We start from the raw sequence: 24217 nt of genomic DNA on the forward strand, positions 1-24217 counted from the left end.
AATAAAAGCGCCGCAATGGCGCTTTTATTTATTAAGCCGTAAAACCCAAATAACGTGAATAACCTTCAACACCTAGTGGTGCTTTTAACATGATAAATTTTGGGTAACTGGCTTGGGTTAACTCTTCAAACATAATCACTTGATCATCATGCGCATGGAGATCATCAACACTGCGCTGCATAGTCGCTTCAAATTCATCTGTGATATATTCAAAGCCAATATCCATCGCAATAAATAAGGTATGTTCACAAGGCTGAACGTATTGTTCATGAGACCAATCAATTACCTGTTGTTGGCAGTGTGGACACGCTACGGGATCTGTCGCTTCACAGTCTAGTGGGATCAATTGATAAGTCATAATTTAGTTTTTAAACAAAGATGCTGCGAAGTTTAGCATAGGATAAAGTACCTAGAATAATCATGTCGACTTTAGAAAAAGCCATTGCACTGGCTGCAACCCAACATGCGGGGCAACTCGATAAGGGCGGACAACCTTACATCTTGCATCCATTACGCCTCATGTTGCAATTTTCCAATCCTACCCTACAAATCATTGCGGTGTTGCATGACATTTTGGAAGACACCGCAACGACTGCTGAAGACTTAGAAGCGCTTGGCTTTAGTGCCGAGATCATTAAATCCATACAAGCACTGACCAAACAAACAGGTGAATCACGTTTGGAAGCGGCTAAGCGCACTACATTAAACCCTCTTGCAACCCAAGTAAAATATGTCGATGTACTCGATAATATGAACCTTTCGCGCATAAACAACCCAACAGCACGCGACTTTGCACGACTTGAAGAATATAAAGAGGTGCTTGAAATACTCAAACAAGCGAAAACTCAGTGAAACCCTTAAAATAACTGAGTATTTTCAATTAAATCTCTACAATTTCAAAATTGACAAACTGCAACGATCACTTTTTAATTAAGCCTATCGTTGCACAAATGGACATGGTGAATGTTAAGCGATTTAGATGATTTTTATTGTTTTGCTCAAGTGGTTGAACATGGTGGTTTTAGCGCAGCCGAACGCGCAACAGATATTCCTAAATCCAAGCTCAGTCGACGCGTGTATAACCTCGAAGAGCGCTTGGGTGTACGCCTAATTCAACGCAGCTCTCGACACTTCGCAGTGACCGATATTGGTATGAACATTTACCGTCATGCGCAAGTGATGATGAATGCTGCACAAGCCGCACACGACTTGGTCGATCATCTCAGTTTACAACCGCGTGGTGTCATTAAACTCAGCTTGCCTGTATCGATTGCACAAAACGAAATTGCACGTATTTTACCTAACTTCTTAAAAACCTATCCCGAAATTAAAGTGCAAATGATGGTGACCAATCGCCGTGTGGATATTATTAACGAAGGTTTTGATATCGCGCTGCGGGTTCGCTCCAATCTAGACGATGATCCAAGTTTGGTAATTCGTAAATTTGAAAATATCGAGCAGCATTTATTTGCCAGCCAAGCTTACTTAAATGAATTTGGCGAACTGAAACAACCTGAAGATTTAAGCCAACATCATATACTGAGTATGGTTGATGAGCATTTAGATCAACATATCATCGTGCATAATGATGCACAGCAACAAAAGAAAATACGCGTCAATCCTGTAGTGATGGGCTCTGATTTGAGCATGTTGGCTCAACTGGTCCGTAAAAACTGCGGCATTGCCTTACTTCCAGACAGCATCGTACAAGATATGGTGAAAAGTGGTGAGCTGGTTCGTGTCCTACCCGACTGGAAAGCACCACACGGTATTTTTCATGCGGTATATCCTTCACGTCGTGGTTTACTGCCTGCTGTCCGTGTGTTTATTGACTATTTAATTGAACACCTTAGCTCAAATAAATCACTTTAAACCCTACTCATGCTCAATGACATTGAGCCAATCCATGAGGCAAAAAAAAGAGCTTAACCGAGGTGGATAAGCTCATAAACTTTCAAAATAAGAAACTACAGCGAGTATCTTGGAAACAATTTTAGTGACAAAATAAAGTCTAGGCCAATAGCTTACATGTATAAGTTTTAATCAGATAATATCAAAAACCCAATAAATAAATGGTTTCAAAAATATCAGTTATTGATTTTAAGACTTAATTTAGCTTTTAAGCCACAAAGCTAGACCAAAGTCTAAAATTTAATCACCTACAAAACATCAACTTAAATTCCTGGATAACTGCCCGTACCTTCAGGCCAAGGTGATAGTAACTCAAAACCTGTTTCAGTCACGAGTACCATATGCTCCCATTGCGCAGTTAAAGACTTATCTGCAGTCACGACTGTCCAACCGTCCTTGAGCTCTTTGACATGCGCTTTGCCCATATTAATCATCGGCTCAATCGTAAACACCATGCCCGCTTTAAGCTGCATCCCCTTACCAGGTTGCCCGTAGTGCAATACGCTTGGCTGTTCGTGATAAACCTTGCCAATACCATGACCACAATACTCGCGTACCACACTATAACCTTCACGGTGCGCAACTGTTTGAATGGCATAACCAATATCACCAAGCGTTGCACCTTGCTTCACAGCATGAATACCGGCAACCATCGCCTCATAAGTCGTATCGACTAGCTTTTTGGCTTCTGGTTTCACTGTACCCACATAGTACATACGACTGGTATCACCAAAGTAGCCATCTTTAATAATCGCCACATCAATATTAATAATATCGCCATCTTTGAGCACAACATTCGGCGATGGAATACCGTGACAGACCACTTCATTTGGAGAAATACAAGTGGTTTTGGTATAGCCATGATAACCAATATTGGCAGGCGTCACTTTTAAGGTATTTACAATGAAGTCATGACAAATATCATCTAGATATTCAGTTGTGACACCCGGCTTTACATGCTCACCAATCATCGCTAAAACTTCGGCAGCCAAACGACCAGATATACGAAGTTTTTCTACATCTTGTTCAGTTTTTATGCTCACATTTAAGCCACGCATTGAAATATCCTCAATTATGAAGTCGCAAGTATAGACCTTTTCTCAATATTTTTGTTCAAACTTAAATCTTAGGGTAGCCTCCAACAACCAGCCTTTAAAAAAAAATTGTGTGATTTTAAAGCATTTGCACTACGACTTTTAATTTAGGAAAAACAGTGCCTCAAGCTTTTCATATTTATAATTTTTCTATTTTAAAATGGATAATCAATCACATATATCAACCTGTTTTTTACAAGTTGATATATTCACTTTTCATCTTATAAAAAAATTTAATACTACCCATGAAATAAATTAGCCAAAAAAACACATATGCACTAAAATCGTCCCCTTTGTTCAACTCGATCTCCCTTTTATGACAAGTCTGCGTACTCGGGATATTGTTGCTTTGGGTTTTATGACTTTCGCACTCTTCATTGGTGCGGGCAACATTATCTTTCCACCGATTGTGGCTCAACAAGCAGGTGAGCATGTATGGTTAGCAGCTTTTGGTTTCTTAATCACTGCTGTGGGCTTACCTGTAATCACCATTATTGCGCTGTCACGTGTCGAAGGTTCGATTCAAATTTTAAGTTCACCTTTGGGTAAAATAGCCAGCCTCATTTTAACCATTACGTGTTACCTAACTGTCGGGCCACTCTTTGCGACACCACGTACTGCAACCGTTTCTTATGAAATTGGTTTTTCATCTTATCTTGGAACATCAAGCAGTAGCTTGCTGATCTACAGTGCAATCTACTTTAGTGTAGTCACCCTCATTTCACTGTATCCAAACAAGATTTTAGATACGGTTGGTTATGTACTCTCGCCACTGAAGATTTTATCTTTGGCCATCCTTGGCATTGCGGCGATGATGATTCCAACTGGTTTCGTTCCGCCAGCCATCAATAATTATGTCGACAGCCCTGTTTCTGAAGGTTTTGTAAATGGTTATTTAACCATGGACACTTTAGGTGCTTTGGTTTTTGGTATTGTGATTATTCAAGCGATTCGTTCACGCGGTGTCAGCAACCCTAAACTGATTACACGTTATGCGGTTATTGCGAGTATCATTTCTGGTATTGGTTTAACTGTAGTTTACCTCAGCTTATTTAAACTTGGCCTTGGAAGCCATGAAGTCGCAGCAAATGCGAGCAATGGTGCAGTGATCCTGCATGCATATGTTCAACATGCATTTGGTGACTTAGGTTCTATCTTCCTTTCTGCCATGATTTTTATTGCGTGTATGGTCACTGCGATTGGCCTGACCTGTGCATGTGCTGAATATTTCAGTTCAATCACTAAAATTGGCTATAAAGTTTGGGTCTTCATTCTGATTGGTTTCTCTTTCATTATTTCAAACTTAGGTTTAACCAAACTCATCGCCTTTTCTGTGCCTGTTTTAAGTGCAATTTATCCACCTGCAATTGTGGTGATTATGCTGAGCTTTGGCTGGAAATTCTTTAATCATCCTCGCCGAGTGATTGCACCTGTTACAGCAGTGTCTTTGGTCTTTGGTATTCTAGACGGTTTAAAAGTTGCGAACTTTGAACTGCCGTATGCGCTGACTCACTTACCTCTTGCAGAACAAAACCTTGCATGGCTTATCCCATCATTGGTGGTTTTTGTAATTGCTATTGTAATCGACAAAGTGAAAAAGTAAGCAAAAACTGATGTTGTTAAAGTCTGGTTTTACCCAAACCTGATTTTAAGCATGATCAATATTTGTCACATTTTATCCAAATGGACACATATTGTTTCATTTCTTTCTACATCAGTTTTTGTACATACTGACACATTTCATATACACCGCTAAAGTCGTATATCAACACCTTCATATCTCTTATAAATTTAATATTAGAAAATAAAAAATTCTTTAAAGCCTGTCCTAGCAAGCCATTCATGGCATCAATATTGCTTTATACAATCTATGTATAAGCTTACATACATCATTTATTTGTCATCTTATACGGTAACGAAATACTATTTATTCACTAAAAAAATGCTACATACATATTTTCTGATTGGTATAGCATAATTTCTCTGAAAAATAGTTGTTTTTGCTCTTGATCAACGCAAGTTTTAGCAGTACAACATTAAGAACTAATCCGACTAAACACATTGGTTTTTAGTCAAAAACTCAAGGAGGGATGGAGATGTTATCATTACATTTCAACAAGCAAGTCTTCATTAACGCTCTGAAGGCAAACAAGAATATGGTGACGTATTTAAGTACCACCATTGCCCTGATGGTCATTATGATCATGCATGGCTTAATTCAAGGTAACCTTAAAGCTGAATATTTTGCTTACGCTATCGTCGTATCATTTGCCTTTTATTTATGGGCAGTCGTCGATCAAAAATTCCGAAAGGCCACACAGTCAATTGACTAGCAAACAGGTGGATGATTAGTCATCCACCTTTGTAAAAGTATAAAAATTAAAAAACTATAAGAACAACTTAAAATAAACCTAAAAACATTCCCCACAACAAACCCAACGTCGCCACAATTTCCCCCACAACCAATGCCATCATTGCCATCAGCATGATTGATTTGGGCAAAGTCCATTTGCCTAAAACATGCGGACTACGAAATTGGTTATTGGTGTCTTGCAATAGCCCATGCACAATATAGCTCAGTATAGAAAAGCTAAAAAAGAATAAATTAATTCCCACAAACAGCATATTCACAGGTTCAGGCCAGACTGAAATTGCAGCCATTACCGCAATAATTAAACTTGCAGGTGCATATAACAAACTGCTGCGGTGTGCGATATCAACATAATAGTGCGCACGAAACTGTGGTGAATGGCGAATTTGCGCATATTTCCATACCCCTGTCAGCATCCCAACAAACAGAAAAATCCCACTAAACAGAAGTGCAAATTTTACCGACATATCTAATTCAACAAACTGCATGTGTTTTCCTTTTTTATTTTCACCCTATTCTATACAGATCTACTTGACTTCAAAGTCATAGATTAGACAAGTTTCTTTTTGGAACTTAGGTAGAGTAGAAAAAACTTCAATACTTAACCGATTATGCAAAATTACGAAACTTTAGCTATTACCTGCTCTGACCATTATTCACTCAGTGGACGCTTTTATGCAGCCCAAGGTACACAACAAGCCCTACCTGTTTTAATCTGCCCTGCCACAGGTATTACCCAGCAGTTTTACCACTATTTTGCATCATGGCTTGCAGAACAAGGCTATGCCGTTTTGGTTTTTGACTTTCGCGGTATTGGTGAGTCTCTGCATGAACCACTGAAAAAGTCGAAAGCCAGCATCGTGCAATGGGGGCAATTAGATATCCCAGCAGCGATGGAGGTGTTATTGAATAAAACCCAAGCGACACAAGTGATCTTGCTCGGTCATAGTGCAGGTGGGCAACTTTTAGGTATTAACCCAAACTATGAAAAAGTCGCAAAAGTCGTTGCTGTTGCAGGATCAACAGGCCACGTAAAAGATTTGAAAGGTCGTACCAAATTGCTGGCTCCTGTGATGTTTAAACTAATCTTCCCTATTGCACGTTATACCTTAGGCTATGGACCGACCAATGCCATTGGCATGGGCGAAAACCTACCCAAAGATGTGGCGCGTGATTGGGCACAGTTTTGCAGCAAACCTGGTTATGTAATTAATGCCTTAGGCAAAACAGTACAAGATGACTTCCACCGTGATATTCGCTGTCCAATCACAGCCATTTGGGCCTCGGATGATGAAATTGCCACGCAAGTGAATGTTAAAGGCTTACTCAGCCTTTACCCAAATGCCCAAACAGATCAAATTGAACTCAAACCACAAGCTTATGGTCACAAAGCCATTGGTCATATGGCGATGTTTAAGCGCTCTCATCAAAACTTATGGCCTGAAATTGCAGCACAGCTTTCATCTTAAGGCTGCACATATCAAGCCAAGGCCTATCGCCAGTTCAAGCAGCACTTGCTTGACTGGCTTTATTTTCACCGCAAAATTGCAGCTTTCAGATAAAAACCAACGCTATTGATAAATTTAATTTCATTAATCGATAAATAAATATTATATTTCCACCACGAATTTTTATTAAGTCATAGTTCATGTGATGTCTATCGCATGTGCTAGAGATGGATGAATCATGTCTGCACAACAGCAACCCCAGCTTAAGCATGGGCTGAGCAACCGCCATATTCAGCTGATTGCTTTAGGCGGCTCTATTGGTACAGGCCTATTTTTAGGCATTTCGCAAACCATTAAACTGGCTGGCCCTTCCGTTATTTTAGGCTACGCACTGGCGGGCTTAATTGCATTTTTCATGATGCGCCAGTTGGGTGAAATGGTGGTTGAAGAACCCGTGAGTGGCTCTTTTAGTTATTTTGCCTATAAGTTTTGGAGCCCTTTTGCGGGCTTTATGTCGGGCTGGAATTATTGGGTACTCAATGTCTTGGTCTGCATGGCGGAACTCAGTGCCATCGGGCTCTATGTCCAGTATTGGTGGCCTGAAATTCCCACATGGATTTCAGCACTTGGTTTCTTTGTACTGATCAATGCCATCAATCTGCTGCATGTCAAAGTCTTTGGTGAAACAGAATTTTTATTCTCCATGATTAAAATTCTCGCAATCATTGGCATGATTGGATATGGCGCTTGGTTACTGGCAAGTGGTCACGGTGGTGCACATGCCTCTATTTCCAACCTCTGGGCTCTAGGCGGTTTCTTTCCCAACGGGATTTCCGGCTTAATCATGGCGATGGCCATCATTATGTTTTCCTTTGGGGGGATTGAACTCGTTGGTATTGCAGCTGCGGAAACCAAAAATCCGACCACAACTATCCCTAAAGCAGTCAATCAAATTGTCTACCGCGTGTTACTGTTTTATGTGCTTACGATCATTGTTCTGCTCTCATTGTTTCCATGGAATCAAATCGCAGAAGGCGGTAGTCCTTTTGTTTTGATTTTTGACTCCTTAGGCAGTCAAGGCGTTGCAACTGTGCTGAATTTTGTGGTCTTAACCGCAGCTATATCAGTGTATAACGGCACCAGCTACGGCACGAGTCGTATGCTGCTAGGTCTGGCAGAACAAGGCAATGCCCCACAATTTTTAAAGAAAATTAACCAACGCGGCATCCCTTATGCAGCCATTTTATGCTCTGCGTTGGTGACCTTACTGTGTGTCGTATTGAATTATATCTTCCCAGAAAAAGCCTTTAAGCTGCTAATGAGCCTTGTGGTTTCAGCCATTGTGATTAACTGGATGATGTTGGCGTTGACCCATTTAAAATTCAAGCAACGCATGCTGGCATTGCAAAAATCAACATTGTTTCCAACTTTGATTTACCCTATCAGCAACTATATCTGTATTGTATTTATGCTTGGTATTTTAGTGGTGATGTGGCTCACACCTGATATGCGAATTGCAGTGATGCTGATTCCACTTTGGATTGGCTGCTTAACCCTAACTTACTGGTTTAAACAAAGATCAAAAACGCAAAAAATACAATAAATAAGTCAGCAAACAGCGCCGTTAAAAGGCACCCTTCCCTTTAAGGGCGCTGGTTGCAAATCAAAGCCAATTTCCCAAATGACTTTGATTGAATCACTTTATTGTAGTCATGACCGATGCAGAGTGTTTCTCTTTTATTTGCTTATTTTGAGTATTTATTGAGAAATATTTTCACATAAAATAGTTTATAAAGAAAATTATACGCAGGAATACGTTATGAATGACGCTCACTACGTTTTAGATAAAATTGACCGTCGTATTTTGTCTGAACTTCGCCAAGATGGCCGTCTGACCGTTACCCAGTTGGCTGAGAAAGTTGGGCTGTCCTCTTCTCCTTGCTGGACACGTGTAAAACGCCTAGAAAATCTCAATATTATTGAAGGCTATACAGCAAAGATTAATTCAAAAGCCATTGGCATTAATGAGCTGTTTTTTATTGAAATTACGCTTGAACGCCATGATGATGAAATCTTAGAACAATTTAGTGAAGCACTGGCTTACATGCCTGAAGTGGTTGAAGCACATTTAGTAACTGGCGATTACGACTACTTACTCAAAGTTGCAGTGAAAAATGCGGAACACTATGAACGCTTTTTGCGTAAAAATTTGTACTCAATGGAAGGTGTACGACATACACGCTCCATTTTTGCCTTACGTCCTTTAAAACTCGAAAATAAATCCGACCTCATTATGATTGAGTGATTGCTGCAAATATTGTGTAAATGTGGTTTAATACACTCAGTATGAGATGAGCCTCTTACAGTATGTGCCTTAGATGTGCATACGACTAGCCCCTAACCATGGGGCTTTTTAATGTCTATACGTTTTAGATCACTGATATTTTAGATAGTACACATTATTCAAATACAAAATGGTAGCCAATAAAAAAGCACCCCAAGGTGCTTTTTTATTAACGATATCATCTCTAAAAATTTTAACTTAAAATACCAATTAAAAGTTGAATCACAAAAGCATTCACAATATCGACAAAGAATGCACCTGTCAGCGGGATAATCAAAAAGGCTTTATGGGATGGTCCATAGGTATTGGTTACCGCTTGAATATTGGCAATTGCTGTAGGTGTCGCACCTAAGTTGACACCACATTGGCCTGCACAAAGTACCGCAGCATCGTAGTTCTTACCCATCACACGGAAAGTCACAAAGTACAAATAAAGCGCTAAGAACAATGTTTGAACAATCAAGATAATCACCAGTGGACCAGCCAAATCTGCCAACAACCAAAGCTGTAAGGACATCAACGCCATGGCTAAAAACAGTGCCAGTGAAGCATTACCAAATACATCGATACAGCGGTCAAAGACCTCAACTTTCAAACCATGCTCTAAAATATTACGTAAAACCACACCACACATTAGCGCCCAAACAAAACTTGGTAGCTCAAACCACTGCCCTTTAGCCGCCGCTGTCATGAAGTATGCAAAGCTGATGCAAATTGCAAAGATCCCCATAGTTTTGACCGCATCATCTGCCGTAATCAGACGTGTTTTTTCAGGAAATTCAAATGGCGCCGTTTGTGCTGAAGGTGGCGCTTCATTACGCCCTGTTGCTGCTGGAATTTCTTCAGCTAACTGGTAGCGACGTATCAGAAATTTAGCGATAGGTCCACCTATTACCCCGCCAATGATCAAACCAAATGTTGCACTTGCCATGCCCAGTACAATCGCACCCTGCACACCGTGTTCATTTTCAAATATCGTACCCCACGCTCCTGCTGTCCCATGACCACCTGTGAGTGTGACTGAACCAGTAATTAAACCAATCAGCGGGTCTAGACCTAAAACTGTGGCAAGGCTAATACCAACCACATTTTGCAGCAGGACAAATACAATGACGCAAACCAAAAAAACAAGCAGCGACTTCCCACCTTCTTTGAGCTTAACAAAGCTTGCACTTAAACCCACAGAGGTAAAGAACATCAGCATAAAAATTTGCTGAATATTGGTATCAAAGTTGACGGTTATGTTTGAACTTTTAAACAAAATATAAGTAATAACAGCTGCAACCAACCCACCTGCAACAGGTTCGGGAATGTTATATTTTTTTAAAATACTGACTTTATTCACACATACATAACCGACCAATAGCACAGCAACTGCTGCAACAATGGTCATAAATGCATCGAATTGATAATTCATGAGATATCCAATGATGCTTATTGCATTAATTCTAAAACAGATAAGTCAGTGGTGAACAGGCTAAAGTTTCTCAATGTACAATTTCTATGCTTTAGATTACATGATGTTTTAAAACTGAGCTCAGTATTTTAAAACTACATCATCTTAAAAACAAAAAAGACCCAATTGAGTCTTTTTTGTTTTTACAGCAGCGTAACTTTAAAATTAAAATTTATAATGAAAGCTTAATGTTGCATTTCTTGGTTCGCCCCAAATCATTGAGTCTGAGCCTATTCCATCATAATATTTTTTATCAAATAAATTATTTACATTGAGTTGTGTACTAAAATTTGGATCAAACTTATAACCCAGCATTGCATTTGCAAGATACAAATCACCTCTGTCCACACGCGTCGCACCTGTGCCTTTATAAATTTTACTAAAATAATTTAGGCCAGCACCGGCATACCATGCTTCATTTTTATATTTAACAAATAAGTCTGCCGTAGTCCGAGAACTGGTAGAGTTATAATCAACACCTTTAGCATCCTTAGCATCAAAATTGGCAACACCAAAGCTAAGCCCCCAATTCTCATTAAGCTCACCATCAATGTTGAGCTCAACCCCTTTACTTGTTACACCTTCAGCCGCAAAATAAGCATTTTCTGGTGTATCAGCCCCGTTGTTATCTTTAACTTTTACTTCTTTTCCATTTGAATCATATAATTGCTCTGCAACATTATCTTGCTCAATTCGGAAGATAGATAAGGCGGCATTTAGCTTTCCATCCAAATATTCACCTTTTAAACCCATTTCATAGCTTTTACCATCAATAGGATCAAGGTAATTGCCACTTACATCTTTTCTGTTTTGTGGTTTAAAAATACTGGTATAGCTCACGTATGCTGAATAATCTCGCGCAACGTCATAAATAAGGCCAAAGTAAGGCGTAATCTCATTTTTAAACTCTCTATTCCCTTTACCATCTGCTGCTTCGTATTCCCAATTTGAAACACGAACACCTGCAACGGCTTTTAATGGATCTAAAATATGGAATTTACCTGAAATGTAACCTGCTGTTTGAACCGTGTTATTGAGTACACCTTTTTGATTTTTTTCTATAGGTACAACAATTTGGGTATTCATATCGTTAAAGTTTAATGCATCTACATTTAATACATTCCCTCCCGTATAATAAGAACCTCCAAAGTTATTTTTCTTTAGTTCAGATTTATTCCATGCCCCTCCAATAACAATCTCTTGCTCACGGCCGGCAAGTGTGAAAGGTGCTGCGATATAAACATCGACATTATTTTCATCGGTACGTTGATCATCTGCATAAACAGAAACATTATACTTTTTGGTAGTCTCATTATAGACAGGAAGTTTATTTGTTTCTTTATTCACTTGCCCTGTTGTGTACAACAAGTTTGAAGATGAATCTTCTTTTCTGTATAAATATGAAACGTTTAAGCTTACATCATTAAACAAAGTATGCTTTAAGTCAGCAAAAAGCATCGTCGTTTTTGCATCCCAATACGTCCAGTCAGAACTAACTGTTAGTGATCGATCAAAATTGGTTCTGGTACCATCGGTATAAAATGCGGGTAAGCCTCCCCAACGCACACCATCGCGATTCAACTCTTGATAAGATGCAGCGAAAGATAATAATGTTTTATCGCTAATATCATAATCAATTGCACCATAAACAATATTTCGCTCTTTCTCATAAAAATCCATAAATGAATCTTCATCAGAATGTTTTACAAAGACGCGTCCACGAAGTGAACCATCATTATTTAAAGGTGCAGATAGATCCGTCGAGCTTGAATAACTATTCCATGAACCTGCCGATGCACTTACTGATCCAGCAAATTCCCTTGAATTTGCATGCTTACGGATTAAATTAATACCCATTGCTGGGCTTCCAGCTCCAGTCATTAAACCATTAGCACCTTTTACGACTTCAACACGATCATAAATACTTAAATCTAGGTCAGCTGCCACTAAGTTTGCAGTTGTTGGCTTGCCATCGATAAGGAAATAATCTACATCAAAACCGCGTGCATAAGGTCGTTGACGTTCGTCCGTACGTGGAGTAGATACACCTGTAATATTACTCATCAAATCTTGGAAGGACTCAATGTTACGATCATCCAAATATTCACGGGTATAGACTTTGACTGTTTGTGGGGTTTCACGTAGGGATAAATTCAACTTGGTTGCCGTATTTGTGCTACTCGTCGTATAGCTGCCTGTATTTTCGGTAACTGCTGTTTTATCTTGGGCTGTAAGGGTAATAGTCGCCAACTGTGCATTGGGCTGAGACGTTGCATTCGCCTCCTCCTCTTCCACGGTGTTTGCGTGAGTTATAGACAGCATGGCAGTTGAAGACAGGAAAATGATTTGCATCGCCAAATAGAGTGGCTTTTGCGTAGACAGAGGACGTATAAACATATCAGGACATTCACAGCTAATGAGAAAAAATAAGACAATGAATTGATAATTTTAAAGTGCCCACGTGCCTACTATGCTTAAGCAAAACAAGCACCTTTGTAGCATCACAAGTACTAAGATTCGTAAAATCCTTTTCGAACATCTCAGTGGTTTGAGTCATTACATATCAATCCATGTCGAAAAATTATAAACAAAAAATAACGCAAGTGATACTAATTATCATTAGCAAATACATCTTTAATTTAGATTTAAGATATTTGTATTGCCGATATACGTTCCTTTTCACAGAAAAACTGAGTAAAAAAACAAACAATCGCTATTTATAATGCTCTAACTTTTTATAATTATAAATATGAAAAAAAAAAATAGACCACGTGTATTTTGGTCTATTTTTAACTCATGGTCTTGTCGACGACTTACTCGATGTCATAGACCCAGTTTTTAGCTTGTTGGTCTGTTGTCGTTTCACACACATAGTAGTCTTGATCCCACGAGTCTTGATGGAAAATTTCCATTTTTCGGTAGGTCACTTGTTTACCATTTTCCACACAGATAAAGCTATCACCTTGGTCTTTGACTTGAGTTCCGTTGAGGAAACCACCAATACAGAGGAATCGAGATTGTTTAACCATTTGTGTACTTCAACTTTTTAAATCATTTAACAATTCGTGGATTAAACGATTTATTAGATGGACTGTAAAGTGGAACAAACAATATCTATAAAAGAAATATCAATCTATCAAAGTGAATATTCAACTGAAAGATTGAAGTCATAAGCAATACACAAATGACCTCATGTTGTAATATCAAGAGATGCCTATTTCATTTAATCAACAAACTGTGCAGGACTTAAAGAATTAGTTTCAATAAATTGAGTGTACCTCTTCAGTTTCTCAAGAGTACTTTCGATATCTATTAATTCTGAACTTTCATCTCTAATAAGATACTTAGTTGTTAAAATCGTCATTGTTTCACCTTTACCAAATCTGGTTGGTTTTTCAAAACTTAAACCATCCTCCTTAGCTTTAGCTAAATAATGCTTGTAACAAATATTTCTAAATTTTTTGTCATTTTCTTCTTTGTTACTATTAATTTTTAACACTAGATCTTCTTCTTGAATTTGCAAATACTGTGTACAAAATTCATTTTTTTGAAATGCCCACCAATACCCCATGAACCCACCATTTTGATTAGGAACATATCCCCAATTACCTCGATTCAACTCTTTTTGCAAATACTTGAAAAATCCGATCCAATTTTTATGATTCCATTTCTCTTTATGAACAAATGCGTTAACTTCATTTTCAATTGAATTTATATAGTCTTTAAAATCATTAAAAATATCACTGAGCACATTCTCATAAATATTTAAAACTGAAATTAATTTATCTCTAGAAAAAATCTTAAACCCATCATCTATTTCTTTTTTATAATTAGATTGATCGTGTGTTTTAAAAAATATAGCTAAAACATTTTCCTCACCTACCTCTGAGGCAATAATATTTCGATATCTAGTTAGCTGATCTCCATGTGATTGGGTTCCAGTTTTATCTTCAATAATAATAGAAAAATTGTTTATTTTAAGTAAGATATCAATATTTTTGTATTGTTTGGAAAGACTGAACTGTTCAATTTTTTCAGGTATTTTTTTATTTTCCAATTTAAAAAATTCTGATATTAAACTCAAAGCACAATTTTTTAAAGCTTGATTTACATTCTCATATTTAGGATTTGCATGATCTAATAGCCAAAAAATAAAAGCATCTTGCGATAATTCTTTTGTAGCATATTTAAAAATATTTGGTTTATCCATTTTATAATCCAAAAAATAAGGGCTGATAAATCAGCCCTTATTTTTAACTCATTTAAACTTAATTATCAATAAATTAAGTCAACTGAGCAGCAGCAATTTTCTTGGTATCAACATTCGCAGCAGCGTCAGTATAGTCGCCCATTTTGTCGAAGCTTAAGTATTGGTAGATGTCAGCAGACATACTATCAATTTGAGCTGCATACTGTTGGTATTCTTCTGGAGTTGGTAATTTACCAAGTACAGCAGCAACAGAAGCAAGTTCAGCAGAAGCTAAGTAAACGTTCGCACCTTGACCTAAACGGTTCGGGAAGTTACGTGTAGAAGTCGATACACATGTTGTGTTCGGAGCCACACGTGCTTGGTTACCCATACATAATGAACAACCTGGCATTTCAGTACGCGCGCCAGCTTTACCATAAGTATTGTAGAAACCCTCTTCCATCAATTGACGTTCGTCCATACGCGTAGGTGGAGCAATCCACAAACGAGTTGAAAGTACGCCACCAGGAACTTTCTCAAGCAACTTACCAGTTGCGCGGAAGTGACCGATGTTCGTCATACATGAACCAACGAATACTTCGTCAATTTTCACGCCTTGAACGTCAGAAAGCAATTTTGCATCATCTGGGTCATTCGGGCAGCAAAGAACTGGTTCAGTAATTGTCGCAAGGTCAATTTCATACACTTTCGTGTATTCAGCGTCAGCATCAGCTTTAAGAAGTGATGGATTCGCTAACCATTTTTCCATGTTCTCTACACGACGAGCCATAGTACGCGCATCGCCATAACCTTCAGAAATCATCCACTTCAACATTGTGATGTTTGATTTCAGGTATTCAGCAACTTTCTCTTCAGAAAGTGTGATAGAACAACCAGCAGCAGAACGTTCAGCAGATGCATCAGAAAGTTCGAATGCTTGCTCAACAGTAAGGTCAGTTTCCATTTCTGTTAAGTCGATCTCAAGGATACGACCAGAGAAGATGTTTTTCTTACCTTTCTTCTCTACAGTTAAGTCACCTTGCTGAATTGCAACGTAAGGAATGGCATGTACAAGGTCACGTAGTGTGATACCAGGTTGCATTTTACCTTTGAACTTAACAAGTACAGATTCAGGCATATCCAGTGGCATAACACCAGTCGCAGCAGCGAAGGCTACAAGACCAGAACCCGCAGGGAATGAAATACCAATTGGGAAACGCGTATGTGAGTCACCACCAGTACCAACTGTATCTGGAAGAAGCATACGGTTTAACCAAGAGTGAATAATACCGTCGCCTGGACGTAGAGATACACCACCACGGTTCATGATGAAATCAGGAAGCGAGTGTTGCATTTGAACATCAACTGGTTTTGGATACGCAGCTGTGTGACAGAAAGATTGCATAACAAGGTCAGCAGAGAAACCTAAGCAAGCCAAGTCTTTCAATTCATCACGTGTCATTGGACCAGTGGTATCTTGCGAACCAACAGTCGTCATCTTAGGTTCACAGTAAGTACCTGGAAGTACGCCTTGACCTTCAGGAAGACCACATGCGCGACCAACCATTTTCTGTGCTTGAGTAAAACCTTTGCCAGTAGCAGCAGGTTGAACTGGAGCACGGAATAAAGTCGATGGAGCAAGACCAAGAGCTTCACGCGCTTTAGTCGTCAAACCACGACCAACGATTAAGTTGATACGACCACCCGCACGTACTTCGTCTAGAAGCACTGGAGTTTTAAGTTCAGCTTCAGCAATGACTGCACCGTCTTTAGTTGCAGTTACTTTTGCAGCAGCGTGATCAATGTTAAGAACGATTTCGTCGCCCATGTTCATGTTTGCAACATCAATCTCGATTGGCAACGCGCCAGCATCTTCCATTGTGTTGAAGAAAATCGGAGCGATTTTAGAACCTAAGCAGTAACCACCGTCTTTTTTGTTCGGGATGTGAGCAATTTCGTCACCGAAGAACCAAAGTACAGAGTTAGTTGCTGATTTACGGCTTGAACCAGTACCAACAACGTCACCTACGTAAGCAACTTGGTTGCCTTTCGCGATTAAGTCTTTAATTTGGTTAAGTGGGCCAACTTCACCAGGAACTTCTGGGTTGATACCGTCACGTACGTTTTTCAACATTGCATTTGCGTGCAATGGAATGTCTGGACGGCTCCATGCGTCTTGCGCAGGTGACAAGTCGTCAGTGTTGGTTTCGCCAGTTACTTTGAAAACAGTCAGTTTGATTTCAGTTGGAACGTCTTTACGAGTCGTGAACCATTCAGCATCAGCCCAAGACTGCATAACCGCTTGTGCATTCGCGTTACCCGCTTTTGCTTTGTCTGCAACGTCATGGAACGCATCAAATACTAGAAGCGTTTTCTTAAGCGCTTCAGCAGCTAATTCAGCAAGTGCAGCATCGTCAAGAAGAGCAACTAAAGGAGCAACGTTATAACCACCAAGCATAGTGCCTAGTAAGTAAACCGCACGTTCTTTAGAAACTAATGGTGAAGTCGCCTCGCCTTTAGCCAAAGCAGCTAAGAATGCAGCTTTAACATATGCAGCTTGGTCAACACCCGCTGGAACACGGTTTTCTAGTAAATCAACTAAAAATGCTTCTTCGCCAGCTGGTGGGTTTTTTAATAATTCAACTAATGCAGCTGTTTGAGCATCGTCAAGTGGCTTCGGTGGGACTCCGAGTGCGGCACGTTCTTCAACGTGTTGGCGGTAAGCTTCTAGCACGGTGTTATTCCTCTTTTTTAAAAAATTATTTACGTATTCCTGCTTTAAATAAAGCTACGTAAATAATATGGACTGCTTAATTTTACTAAAATTCCAGTTAAAAGTTAATGCGCTACAAGTGTTTCTTCGTGATGCCCATTATTTTCTAACTAAATGATGTTCATATTGATTGCACATAAAAACGGCAATATAGTCAGATCGTTTGGAATTGTTTCACATTAACTTTGAACTGCCATTTAAAAACAAAAAAGGCAACCTATGTTGCCTCTTTTTACGCAATATAAATATTCAACCTTAGTGTACTGTTGTGGCTTGAATATATTGTTTGAAACTTTCACGGCAACCTTCAAATTTCATCTGAATTTCATCATCATGCAAATTTTGATGTGCAGAGCTTGCAAAAGAAATTTGTACTGAAATTCGTGTAGGTTCATGGTCAAGTGCGTGTTTGAAGTATACATGGTCACCCAAGCTAAGGACATAATGACCACCGCCAATTACGGCCACACCATTTTCATCTTCCAAGAGTAAATCAGCGTGATTTAAATAGCCAACAACTTCCATTTTCTGCTCCTCTCGTTTTTTATTCTATGTTCATTATTCTTTATTTTTATATGCTTTGCTATATATATGATTTAGAGTTTTGTCACAAAAAGTTCCATGCAAAAAATAAAAAAACCGTTCCTTAGAACGGTTTGTAATCTGGCATTTCAGTATGCGGTGTTGCAATACATTTTTCAGTATATTTCACACGAACTTTTTCACGTGCACCTTCAATATCGGATTTAATTTCAGCCTCAGGTAAAGCATAAACATCTTCAATAATTTCTAACGCAAATGTTTTGGTCATTTCGTCTTCAACTTTATTGGCATGCTCAATTGCTTTATCTTTTTCAATGGCATTTTGACGGTCTAACATAATTGAACGTGCTGCATTACCAATACTTTTACAATAGCCATGCCATTGCTCTTCTGGTGTTAACGGTTTTTTTTCAGCACAACCCACCAGTGCAATCACAGCAGCCAAAGCGAATAACTTTTTCATTACAACTCTCCTATTCGCCCTATCATAATCAAACTTTTTCAAATGAAGAACCATTACTCATTTTAAATAGAATAAATGCCCAAATTTGGGCTTTTATTCTTAGAACAATTAACCGCAGCTTGCTTGAACCACTTTATTGGTTTTCGGATCGACTGTTACTGTCACACGGTCTTCGCGATAATCCATAGTCACAGGCTGCCCCGGTTGTACTAAGCGTACCATCTTCGCACTGGTTTTTTGCTTAATCTGTGCTTCAGTTAAATTTGACTGACCAATCAAAGCTGTCGCTTGCTCAGCAACACATTTGCTTTGACTAGCACGGAAAAGCGCCCATTCTTCAATGACTTGACCATTCGGCAAATGGCAATAGCCTACTTCACCATTGGCCTCTTTTCGAATCTCTAATTTACCACCCTGTTCAACACAGTATGTACTGGCAGGATTAGCCATCCCCAAAGTTGGCTTTTCAGTTTCATTCTTTTGCGCAGTACTACAACCCGAAATAGCAGCAACCATTAATCCAAGCATTAAGATTTTTTTCATAAAAAATATTTCTTTAAATAAAAGATCAACATAGCAAATATATTTTTAAAAAACTGTGCGAGTTTTGCAAAATTTAAGATTGCATAAAAAAGCCCATCACTTGACAGGCTTTTTTATATTGAAAAGCTGTATTTTTATGTCATTTTTAATTGACTGAGTGAATATCAAGCTCTTCGTTTTTCGCTAAAACTACAGATGCTAGAATTGGAGTACCTAAAATGAACGGCATGGCAAAAATCCAAAAGACCACGGTATAGTGCGGATCAAAGAAAAACTGAATAGCAAGCGCCACTAAAATTAAAACTAAAAATAAAATCGCTGCAAAACGTATTACAAAATTGATCGGCATAGGGATCATCACTCTAAATTTAGCAAGTCCATTTACTATACACCTACTTTGATTATGGTTTAATTGATTTTAAGTATCTAGTGTCTGTTATTCATAGGTTTTCTTCATCTATCAAATAAAGAGTTTTATCAAATGGCAGATTAAGCTTTTTTTAACCCCTAAAAATAAAGCCTACATGATGGAGGCTTTATTTAGCAGGAGGCTGGCTTTAGAACTTCCAGTTATAAAAGACGTCGATGGCACGCTCTAATGACTGACTCGCCTCTAAGTACATACGTTTGTTCATTTGATAACGCAGAGTCAGTTTATTGACTGGTGTAAAGACACCCACACCATAACGAATATATAAGTCAGGTGTAATATACCCCGTCAGACTGACTTGTGTGTCATCCCCTGTACCTTGCGCATCCAACGCCAAACCACTTAAGCCAAAAGTACGTCCAATTTGGTTCGTAAAAGCGCGTGTACCGCCTAAACCTAAACTGATCCCTGCGGCAGCAATGGTGTTGTTGACATCTGACTTAAAGCCTTCCGTTTGACTTAAACCAGTTGTACCTTCGTTAATACGACCTGTAATTAATGCATTCAAAGCCTCTTGCTCAGAAAGCCCTGCATCGTTATAGACTTGAATATTGGGTGATGTTGCTGTACCCGTTACACGGAAACCCACCGTACTACCTTGTACATTTTTATTTGCATCAACATCCAGTGTTGGGTTGCTCAACACACCGTTAAAACGTGCAATGGCACGGTTTAAATCCAAACTCTGTCCATAAGCTTCAATTTTAACTTTCTGACTTACCCCAATTGCACCATTGGCACGCATTGCGGTTTCAGCACCACGCTGCGATAGATATAAACGCCCTAACAATGGAATACGGCTATTAAACCCTTGGAAGAAAACTTGATTACCTAATCCGACCATCACATCGGCACGAATATCCCAAGGTTTTGCGCTATTTAAAATCGCTAATTGGTTTTGACCTTCTCTGACCACGCGTACATCAGATGATACATTCACCACAGGTACAGATGCTTCAGGCATCGAAATCAACGCACGAGGAACTTGAATTTCACCGTTTAAGGTCAACTTCTTACTCAATGGTAAAACATCCAGTGTGATTTTTGGTGTTACTAGCGCGGTAATTAATGGTGCTTGGCGAATTAGTAAATTTTCTCCATTCAACTGAAGCTGAATGCGTGGATCATTTTTCCAATCTACCGTCCCTGTAAGTGTACCCACACCACGACCACTGTTAAAAGCACCATTAATGGTGGCTTGGTCTTGGCGTATAGCGGAATACAACTGAATATTGGTCAAATTGACTGGCAGTGAGATCATACTAATTGAACCGTCTTTCAGACGGACATCGCCTGTAAGTAGTGGTGCTTTTAGCGTTCCATTAATCTTACCTGCATACGAAAGTGTTCCGCCCATCGAACGTACATCAGCAATGAAAGGTTTAAAGACTTTGAGTTGCACCTGATCAAATGCAATTTCACCACGCATAGGCAAATTGTCCCGATATGGATCAATAACCACATTGGCATAGCCCACACCAATTTCAGGTGTTTTGACATCCAAACGGATTTGTAATCCTTCTGCGATGCTTTTGGCAACCAAAGCCACTTGTTCATATTTTAAGGTTGAGCCCATATCTTGTGGGTCATCCGCCGCCAAGCCAATCACACCATTACGGGTGACTAAGCGCGCATCAATTTTTGGTTTAGACCCTTGTGCCCAAACCGCTTTAGCATGACCATTTAACTTACCTGTAATTGCTAACCCTTCAGGCATAAAGGCAGCAAAGTCGTTTAGGTCTAGGTTTTGAGTCACGAATGAAATATTTCCACGTGTTTTACTGACACGAATCGGCTGGTCAAAACACAACTGACTTTGTTGACTCATCCAACAATGCGCGCCAATCAACAAATCTGCTTTGGCACTGTTATAGACCACGGCTGCACTTTGGCGCTGTACCAAACGTGCGCGTAAAGAGTCAAAATCACCTTTTTGGATCTGGCCTAACCAATCATTTTGCGCATTAAAACCACCTGCCAATTGCACATAAAATTTCGACTTTTCGTTTTGTGCAGAAACTTTTAATAAATGGGCTTTACGAATACCTGCCAGTGAAATTTCACCTTGCTGAATTTCACGATTACCACTTCTTAAGCTTTCCATTTTTGCAGTCAATAATGACGGCGTTGTTTCCGATGTCGGTAACTGCCCGACAATGCGTAATTTACGCATATCAATCAGATCTTTAAAGCCAAAATTATCCACTGCTAAGTTTGCGGTGGCCCTTAGGCGTGGTTGAGATTGGATATTTAAATAGCCGTAGGCACGGCCACGTAAGCCCGCATAAATTTCATACAGAGCAGGTGCATTAATATTCAATCTTAGGTTTTGTGCATTACCCGTCGCTTGCACTTGGTTTTTAGCATACGCCAACAGTAGATTATTCGCTTCAAACTGTTGCGGTAAAAAGCCTTTTTCGCTGGAGTTGAGCACCAAAGCTAAATTACCTGTACCACGGACTGGCTTATTGTTCAGTGTACCTGCGAGGTTTAGGCTCTCAATGTTAATGCGTTTTAAAGCATCCGACCATGTGCCTTTGGTTTTCACTACACCAGACAATTCGCCTTTAACACTAGACGCAAAATATTGTGGTTTAAAACGAATGAATGCTGCATTCACATCCCAAGTGATGCCGTGAATAAAATGCACCAAACCACTGGCATTAATTTGACCTGCTACACCATTGTGTTTCAGCTCAGTCACTTTAATAAATTCAGGCGTTCCTGAAAGTTTTAGGTTTAATGTGCCCTGACTGGCTTCAAACTGACTGGCTTTTAAAGCGCCATCATAGTTCACTGCATAGCCTTTGAAAGCACCACCCGCTTTTTCATCATTGAACAGAAGTGCTGCAGTTGACTGACCTGTTAAGTGAACCGATTCATTATTACCCACTAACTTTCCAGTCAAATCAATCCCCTGTAGCTGAATGATCTGCTGATTCGGTTTGGCATAGCCACTTGCTTGTAGCTTTCCATTCAATAGATTAACTGGTGAAGCTTCGGCAACCATTTGCGGGTTAAAATCTTTCGCGTTTAAAGCAGCTTTCCACTTCAGTTGACGTTTCTCATCTGGCAGCTCTACCACCGCATTACCACTTAAGCTTCCCTTACCTGCTACATAACTAAAACTCGGCACATTTAAATTATTATTTTTAAAATTTAACTGCGCGAGGTAATTACCCGCAGGTAACGTCGCTTTTTCGTGTTGACTCACAACAGTAGCAACATGAATATCTTGCTGACCTTCAACCAACGCCAGTTTTACATCCCCTGAAGCACTACTTAACCAGCCGATATAAGGCATGGCGCGGTCAATATTTTTCCAAGAGACATCCATCAACATTGGCTGGACTTTGTTATTTTTCTCTGGGTTTTGGTCTAGTGCGAGATGCCATGCTTCATAACGATCAAAGTCTAGATCTGCGGTTAAGTGCAAACCTTTTTCAAGTGTGCCTTTGGATGCAATTTTTGCATCCAAACTTGGTGGTAGAAAGTCAGAAACCACTTGTGGCAGTACATCATCTTTAGGATTGATTTTATCTAAACGACCTTGTATATCCCAAGTGACATGATCCTTCCAACTTACCACACCACCCAGATTGACCGAACCTTTCATCAACTGAGCATTTAGGTTATCAATATCAAGTTGATGAACCAAATCGGTATGCATCAAAGCAGTATATTGACCTTTTGGAATATCTTTACCACTTAAATCTGTATTTAAATCGATATCTAAACGTTCGATATCACCTGAAAATTTAGCAACGCCTTTTTCAGCATAGAGTTTGTAATCGGTCAGCAGTGGTAAGTTGTAATGATTAAATTTAAGCTGACCTTGCATCGGTACATGCTTACGTACAGGGTGCAAAATGGCCCAACCTGTCAACAGGTCAGGCGTCCGCGTTGCAAAACCCGCTTGAATGGTGTCCAGCGTGCCTGTTGCATGTACAGCAATATCATGCACATTTAAACTATCACGCAGTGCCGGTAAGTTGGCAATGGCCGTCGCTTCAAGTGGATATTTCCCTGAGAATTTCATTTTCCCAGTTGCTTTACGAACTGCTAAATAGCCCATGTCCATACGAGAGTCTTCAAACTCAAGTTCCGTCCCTGACCAAAGGGCATTATTTAAATGCACATCATAAAAATCTACTTGGGCATCGGATGCAGTACGGATATTTAAATGATCAACATCTGCTGTATCTAACCGTAAAACAAAGGGTAATTTAATTTCGCTGAACTTAAAGGGTTCATCACTCGGCTCACCTTTGGTAATGATGCGCAAATTGCGCACATCGGCTTCACGTAGATGAATCTCTTTATTCAAAATGGCACGCCAGCCTAAAACCACATCGGCACGGTCAATTTTGACATCAACAGGTTTTAAGGTGACCACCACATTTTTAAGGATAATGCCTTTCCACAGATTACCACCTTCATATTCATATTGGATAATCTGCTGACGTTGTAAAACTTGGTCGAGTAGAAACTTACTGCCTTTATCAGTAGAAAACATGACCGCAAGCGATATCACCAACAAAATGAGCGTCAACAACAGCGTCAAAATGACACTTCTAAAAATCCGTCGCTGTTTGATGTGCGGCGCAGGTGGCGTTGGTTCTTGCTGCTGTTCTACTTCAGCCATAGTCTTC

20 protein-coding genes are annotated in these 24217 nt (G+C 39.4%); 7 read left to right on the forward strand and 13 right to left on the reverse strand.

Annotated elements, in window-relative coordinates:
- Nucleotides 1-31 precede the first annotated feature (31 nt).
- Nucleotides 32-358: a hypothetical protein gene (locus JZ787_RS10300; protein ID WP_058951729.1), complete on the reverse strand. Its 327-nt coding sequence runs from the start codon at nucleotides 356-358 to the stop codon at nucleotides 32-34.
- A 62-nt stretch (nucleotides 359-420) separates the two neighbouring features.
- Between JZ787_RS10300 and JZ787_RS10305 the strand changes: the two genes are divergently transcribed.
- Both JZ787_RS10305 and JZ787_RS10310 read left to right on the forward strand, forming a co-directional pair.
- On the forward strand, nucleotides 421-852 hold the full coding sequence (locus JZ787_RS10305) for an HD domain-containing protein (protein ID WP_094148173.1): 432 nt from the start codon (nucleotides 421-423) through the stop codon (nucleotides 850-852).
- A gap of 111 nt (nucleotides 853-963) precedes the next feature.
- Nucleotides 964-1872: a LysR family transcriptional regulator gene (locus JZ787_RS10310; RefSeq protein ID WP_094148172.1), complete on the forward strand. Its 909-nt coding sequence runs from the start codon at nucleotides 964-966 to the stop codon at nucleotides 1870-1872.
- A gap of 302 nt (nucleotides 1873-2174) precedes the next feature.
- Here the strand turns inward: JZ787_RS10310 and map are convergent, their stop codons facing one another.
- The gene (map, locus tag JZ787_RS10315) at nucleotides 2175-2969 is read right to left on the reverse strand and encodes a type I methionyl aminopeptidase (protein WP_346312244.1); all 795 of its coding nucleotides are present in this window, start codon (nucleotides 2967-2969) and stop codon (nucleotides 2175-2177) included.
- 352 nt (nucleotides 2970-3321) lie between these two features.
- On the opposite strand from map, the gene brnQ reads away from it, so the two are divergent.
- Both brnQ and JZ787_RS10325 read left to right on the forward strand, forming a co-directional pair.
- Nucleotides 3322-4608, forward strand: coding sequence for a branched-chain amino acid transport system II carrier protein (gene brnQ / locus JZ787_RS10320; protein WP_218288350.1), 1287 nt, complete (start codon nucleotides 3322-3324; stop codon nucleotides 4606-4608).
- A gap of 493 nt (nucleotides 4609-5101) precedes the next feature.
- Nucleotides 5102-5338 carry a hypothetical protein gene (locus JZ787_RS10325; RefSeq protein WP_004696541.1) on the forward strand — a complete coding sequence of 79 codons (237 nt, stop codon included), beginning with the start codon at nucleotides 5102-5104 and terminating at the stop codon, nucleotides 5336-5338.
- A 67-nt stretch (nucleotides 5339-5405) separates the two neighbouring features.
- On the opposite strand, the gene JZ787_RS10330 is transcribed toward JZ787_RS10325, so the two are convergent.
- A complete protein-coding gene (locus JZ787_RS10330; RefSeq protein WP_183175529.1) occupies nucleotides 5406-5864 on the reverse strand; it encodes a hypothetical protein in 459 nt (152 codons plus the stop codon).
- Between the two features lie 123 nt (nucleotides 5865-5987).
- Here JZ787_RS10330 and JZ787_RS10335 point away from each other — a divergent pair, with 123 nt between their 5' ends.
- From JZ787_RS10335 to JZ787_RS10345, 3 genes are all read left to right on the forward strand, one after another.
- Entirely contained in the window at nucleotides 5988-6845 is an 858-nt protein-coding gene (locus JZ787_RS10335; protein ID WP_346312245.1) for an alpha/beta fold hydrolase, read from the forward strand.
- A 217-nt stretch (nucleotides 6846-7062) separates the two neighbouring features.
- Entirely contained in the window at nucleotides 7063-8427 is a 1365-nt protein-coding gene (locus tag JZ787_RS10340) for an amino acid permease (protein WP_004981955.1), read from the forward strand.
- A 216-nt stretch (nucleotides 8428-8643) separates the two neighbouring features.
- Complete coding sequence (locus JZ787_RS10345; protein ID WP_346312246.1) at nucleotides 8644-9129, forward strand: Lrp/AsnC family transcriptional regulator; 486 nt, start codon at nucleotides 8644-8646, stop codon at nucleotides 9127-9129.
- A gap of 232 nt (nucleotides 9130-9361) precedes the next feature.
- Here the strand turns inward: JZ787_RS10345 and gltS are convergent, their stop codons facing one another.
- The 10 genes from gltS to JZ787_RS10395 all read right to left on the reverse strand — a co-directional run bounded on the left by gltS (nucleotide 9362) and on the right by JZ787_RS10395 (nucleotide 24210).
- Nucleotides 9362-10585 carry a sodium/glutamate symporter gene (gltS, locus tag JZ787_RS10350; RefSeq protein WP_346312247.1) on the reverse strand — a complete coding sequence of 408 codons (1224 nt, stop codon included), beginning with the start codon at nucleotides 10583-10585 and terminating at the stop codon, nucleotides 9362-9364.
- A 204-nt stretch (nucleotides 10586-10789) separates the two neighbouring features.
- Nucleotides 10790-13021 (reverse strand): TonB-dependent siderophore receptor, encoded by a 2232-nt coding sequence (locus JZ787_RS10355; RefSeq protein ID WP_346312248.1) that lies wholly within the window; start codon nucleotides 13019-13021, stop codon nucleotides 10790-10792.
- Nucleotides 13022-13437: 416 nt separating this feature from the next.
- Nucleotides 13438-13653, reverse strand: a complete 216-nt coding sequence (locus tag JZ787_RS10360) for a hypothetical protein (protein ID WP_259233255.1) — start codon at nucleotides 13651-13653, stop codon at nucleotides 13438-13440.
- 194 nt (nucleotides 13654-13847) lie between these two features.
- Nucleotides 13848-14834, reverse strand: a complete 987-nt coding sequence (locus JZ787_RS10365; RefSeq protein WP_094148167.1) for a PD-(D/E)XK nuclease family protein — start codon at nucleotides 14832-14834, stop codon at nucleotides 13848-13850.
- A gap of 73 nt (nucleotides 14835-14907) precedes the next feature.
- A complete protein-coding gene (locus JZ787_RS10370; protein WP_234964441.1) occupies nucleotides 14908-17547 on the reverse strand; it encodes a bifunctional aconitate hydratase 2/2-methylisocitrate dehydratase in 2640 nt (879 codons plus the stop codon).
- 294 nt (nucleotides 17548-17841) lie between these two features.
- Nucleotides 17842-18111 (reverse strand): hypothetical protein, encoded by a 270-nt coding sequence (locus JZ787_RS10375; RefSeq protein ID WP_010327006.1) that lies wholly within the window; start codon nucleotides 18109-18111, stop codon nucleotides 17842-17844.
- A 121-nt stretch (nucleotides 18112-18232) separates the two neighbouring features.
- Nucleotides 18233-18592 (reverse strand): hypothetical protein, encoded by a 360-nt coding sequence (locus tag JZ787_RS10380; RefSeq protein WP_010327007.1) that lies wholly within the window; start codon nucleotides 18590-18592, stop codon nucleotides 18233-18235.
- A 108-nt stretch (nucleotides 18593-18700) separates the two neighbouring features.
- The gene (locus JZ787_RS10385; RefSeq protein ID WP_010327008.1) at nucleotides 18701-19135 is read right to left on the reverse strand and encodes an I78 family peptidase inhibitor; all 435 of its coding nucleotides are present in this window, start codon (nucleotides 19133-19135) and stop codon (nucleotides 18701-18703) included.
- Between the two features lie 145 nt (nucleotides 19136-19280).
- Nucleotides 19281-19484, reverse strand: a complete 204-nt coding sequence (locus JZ787_RS10390) for a hypothetical protein (RefSeq protein WP_168158845.1) — start codon at nucleotides 19482-19484, stop codon at nucleotides 19281-19283.
- A 208-nt stretch (nucleotides 19485-19692) separates the two neighbouring features.
- Entirely contained in the window at nucleotides 19693-24210 is a 4518-nt protein-coding gene (locus JZ787_RS10395) for a translocation/assembly module TamB domain-containing protein (protein ID WP_346312249.1), read from the reverse strand.
- Nucleotides 24211-24217 lie beyond the last annotated feature (7 nt).

The sequence above is a fragment of the Acinetobacter sp. BWR-L5 genome, assembly GCF_039655985.1.
Classification (GTDB): Bacteria; Pseudomonadota; Gammaproteobacteria; order Pseudomonadales; family Moraxellaceae; genus Acinetobacter; species Acinetobacter johnsonii.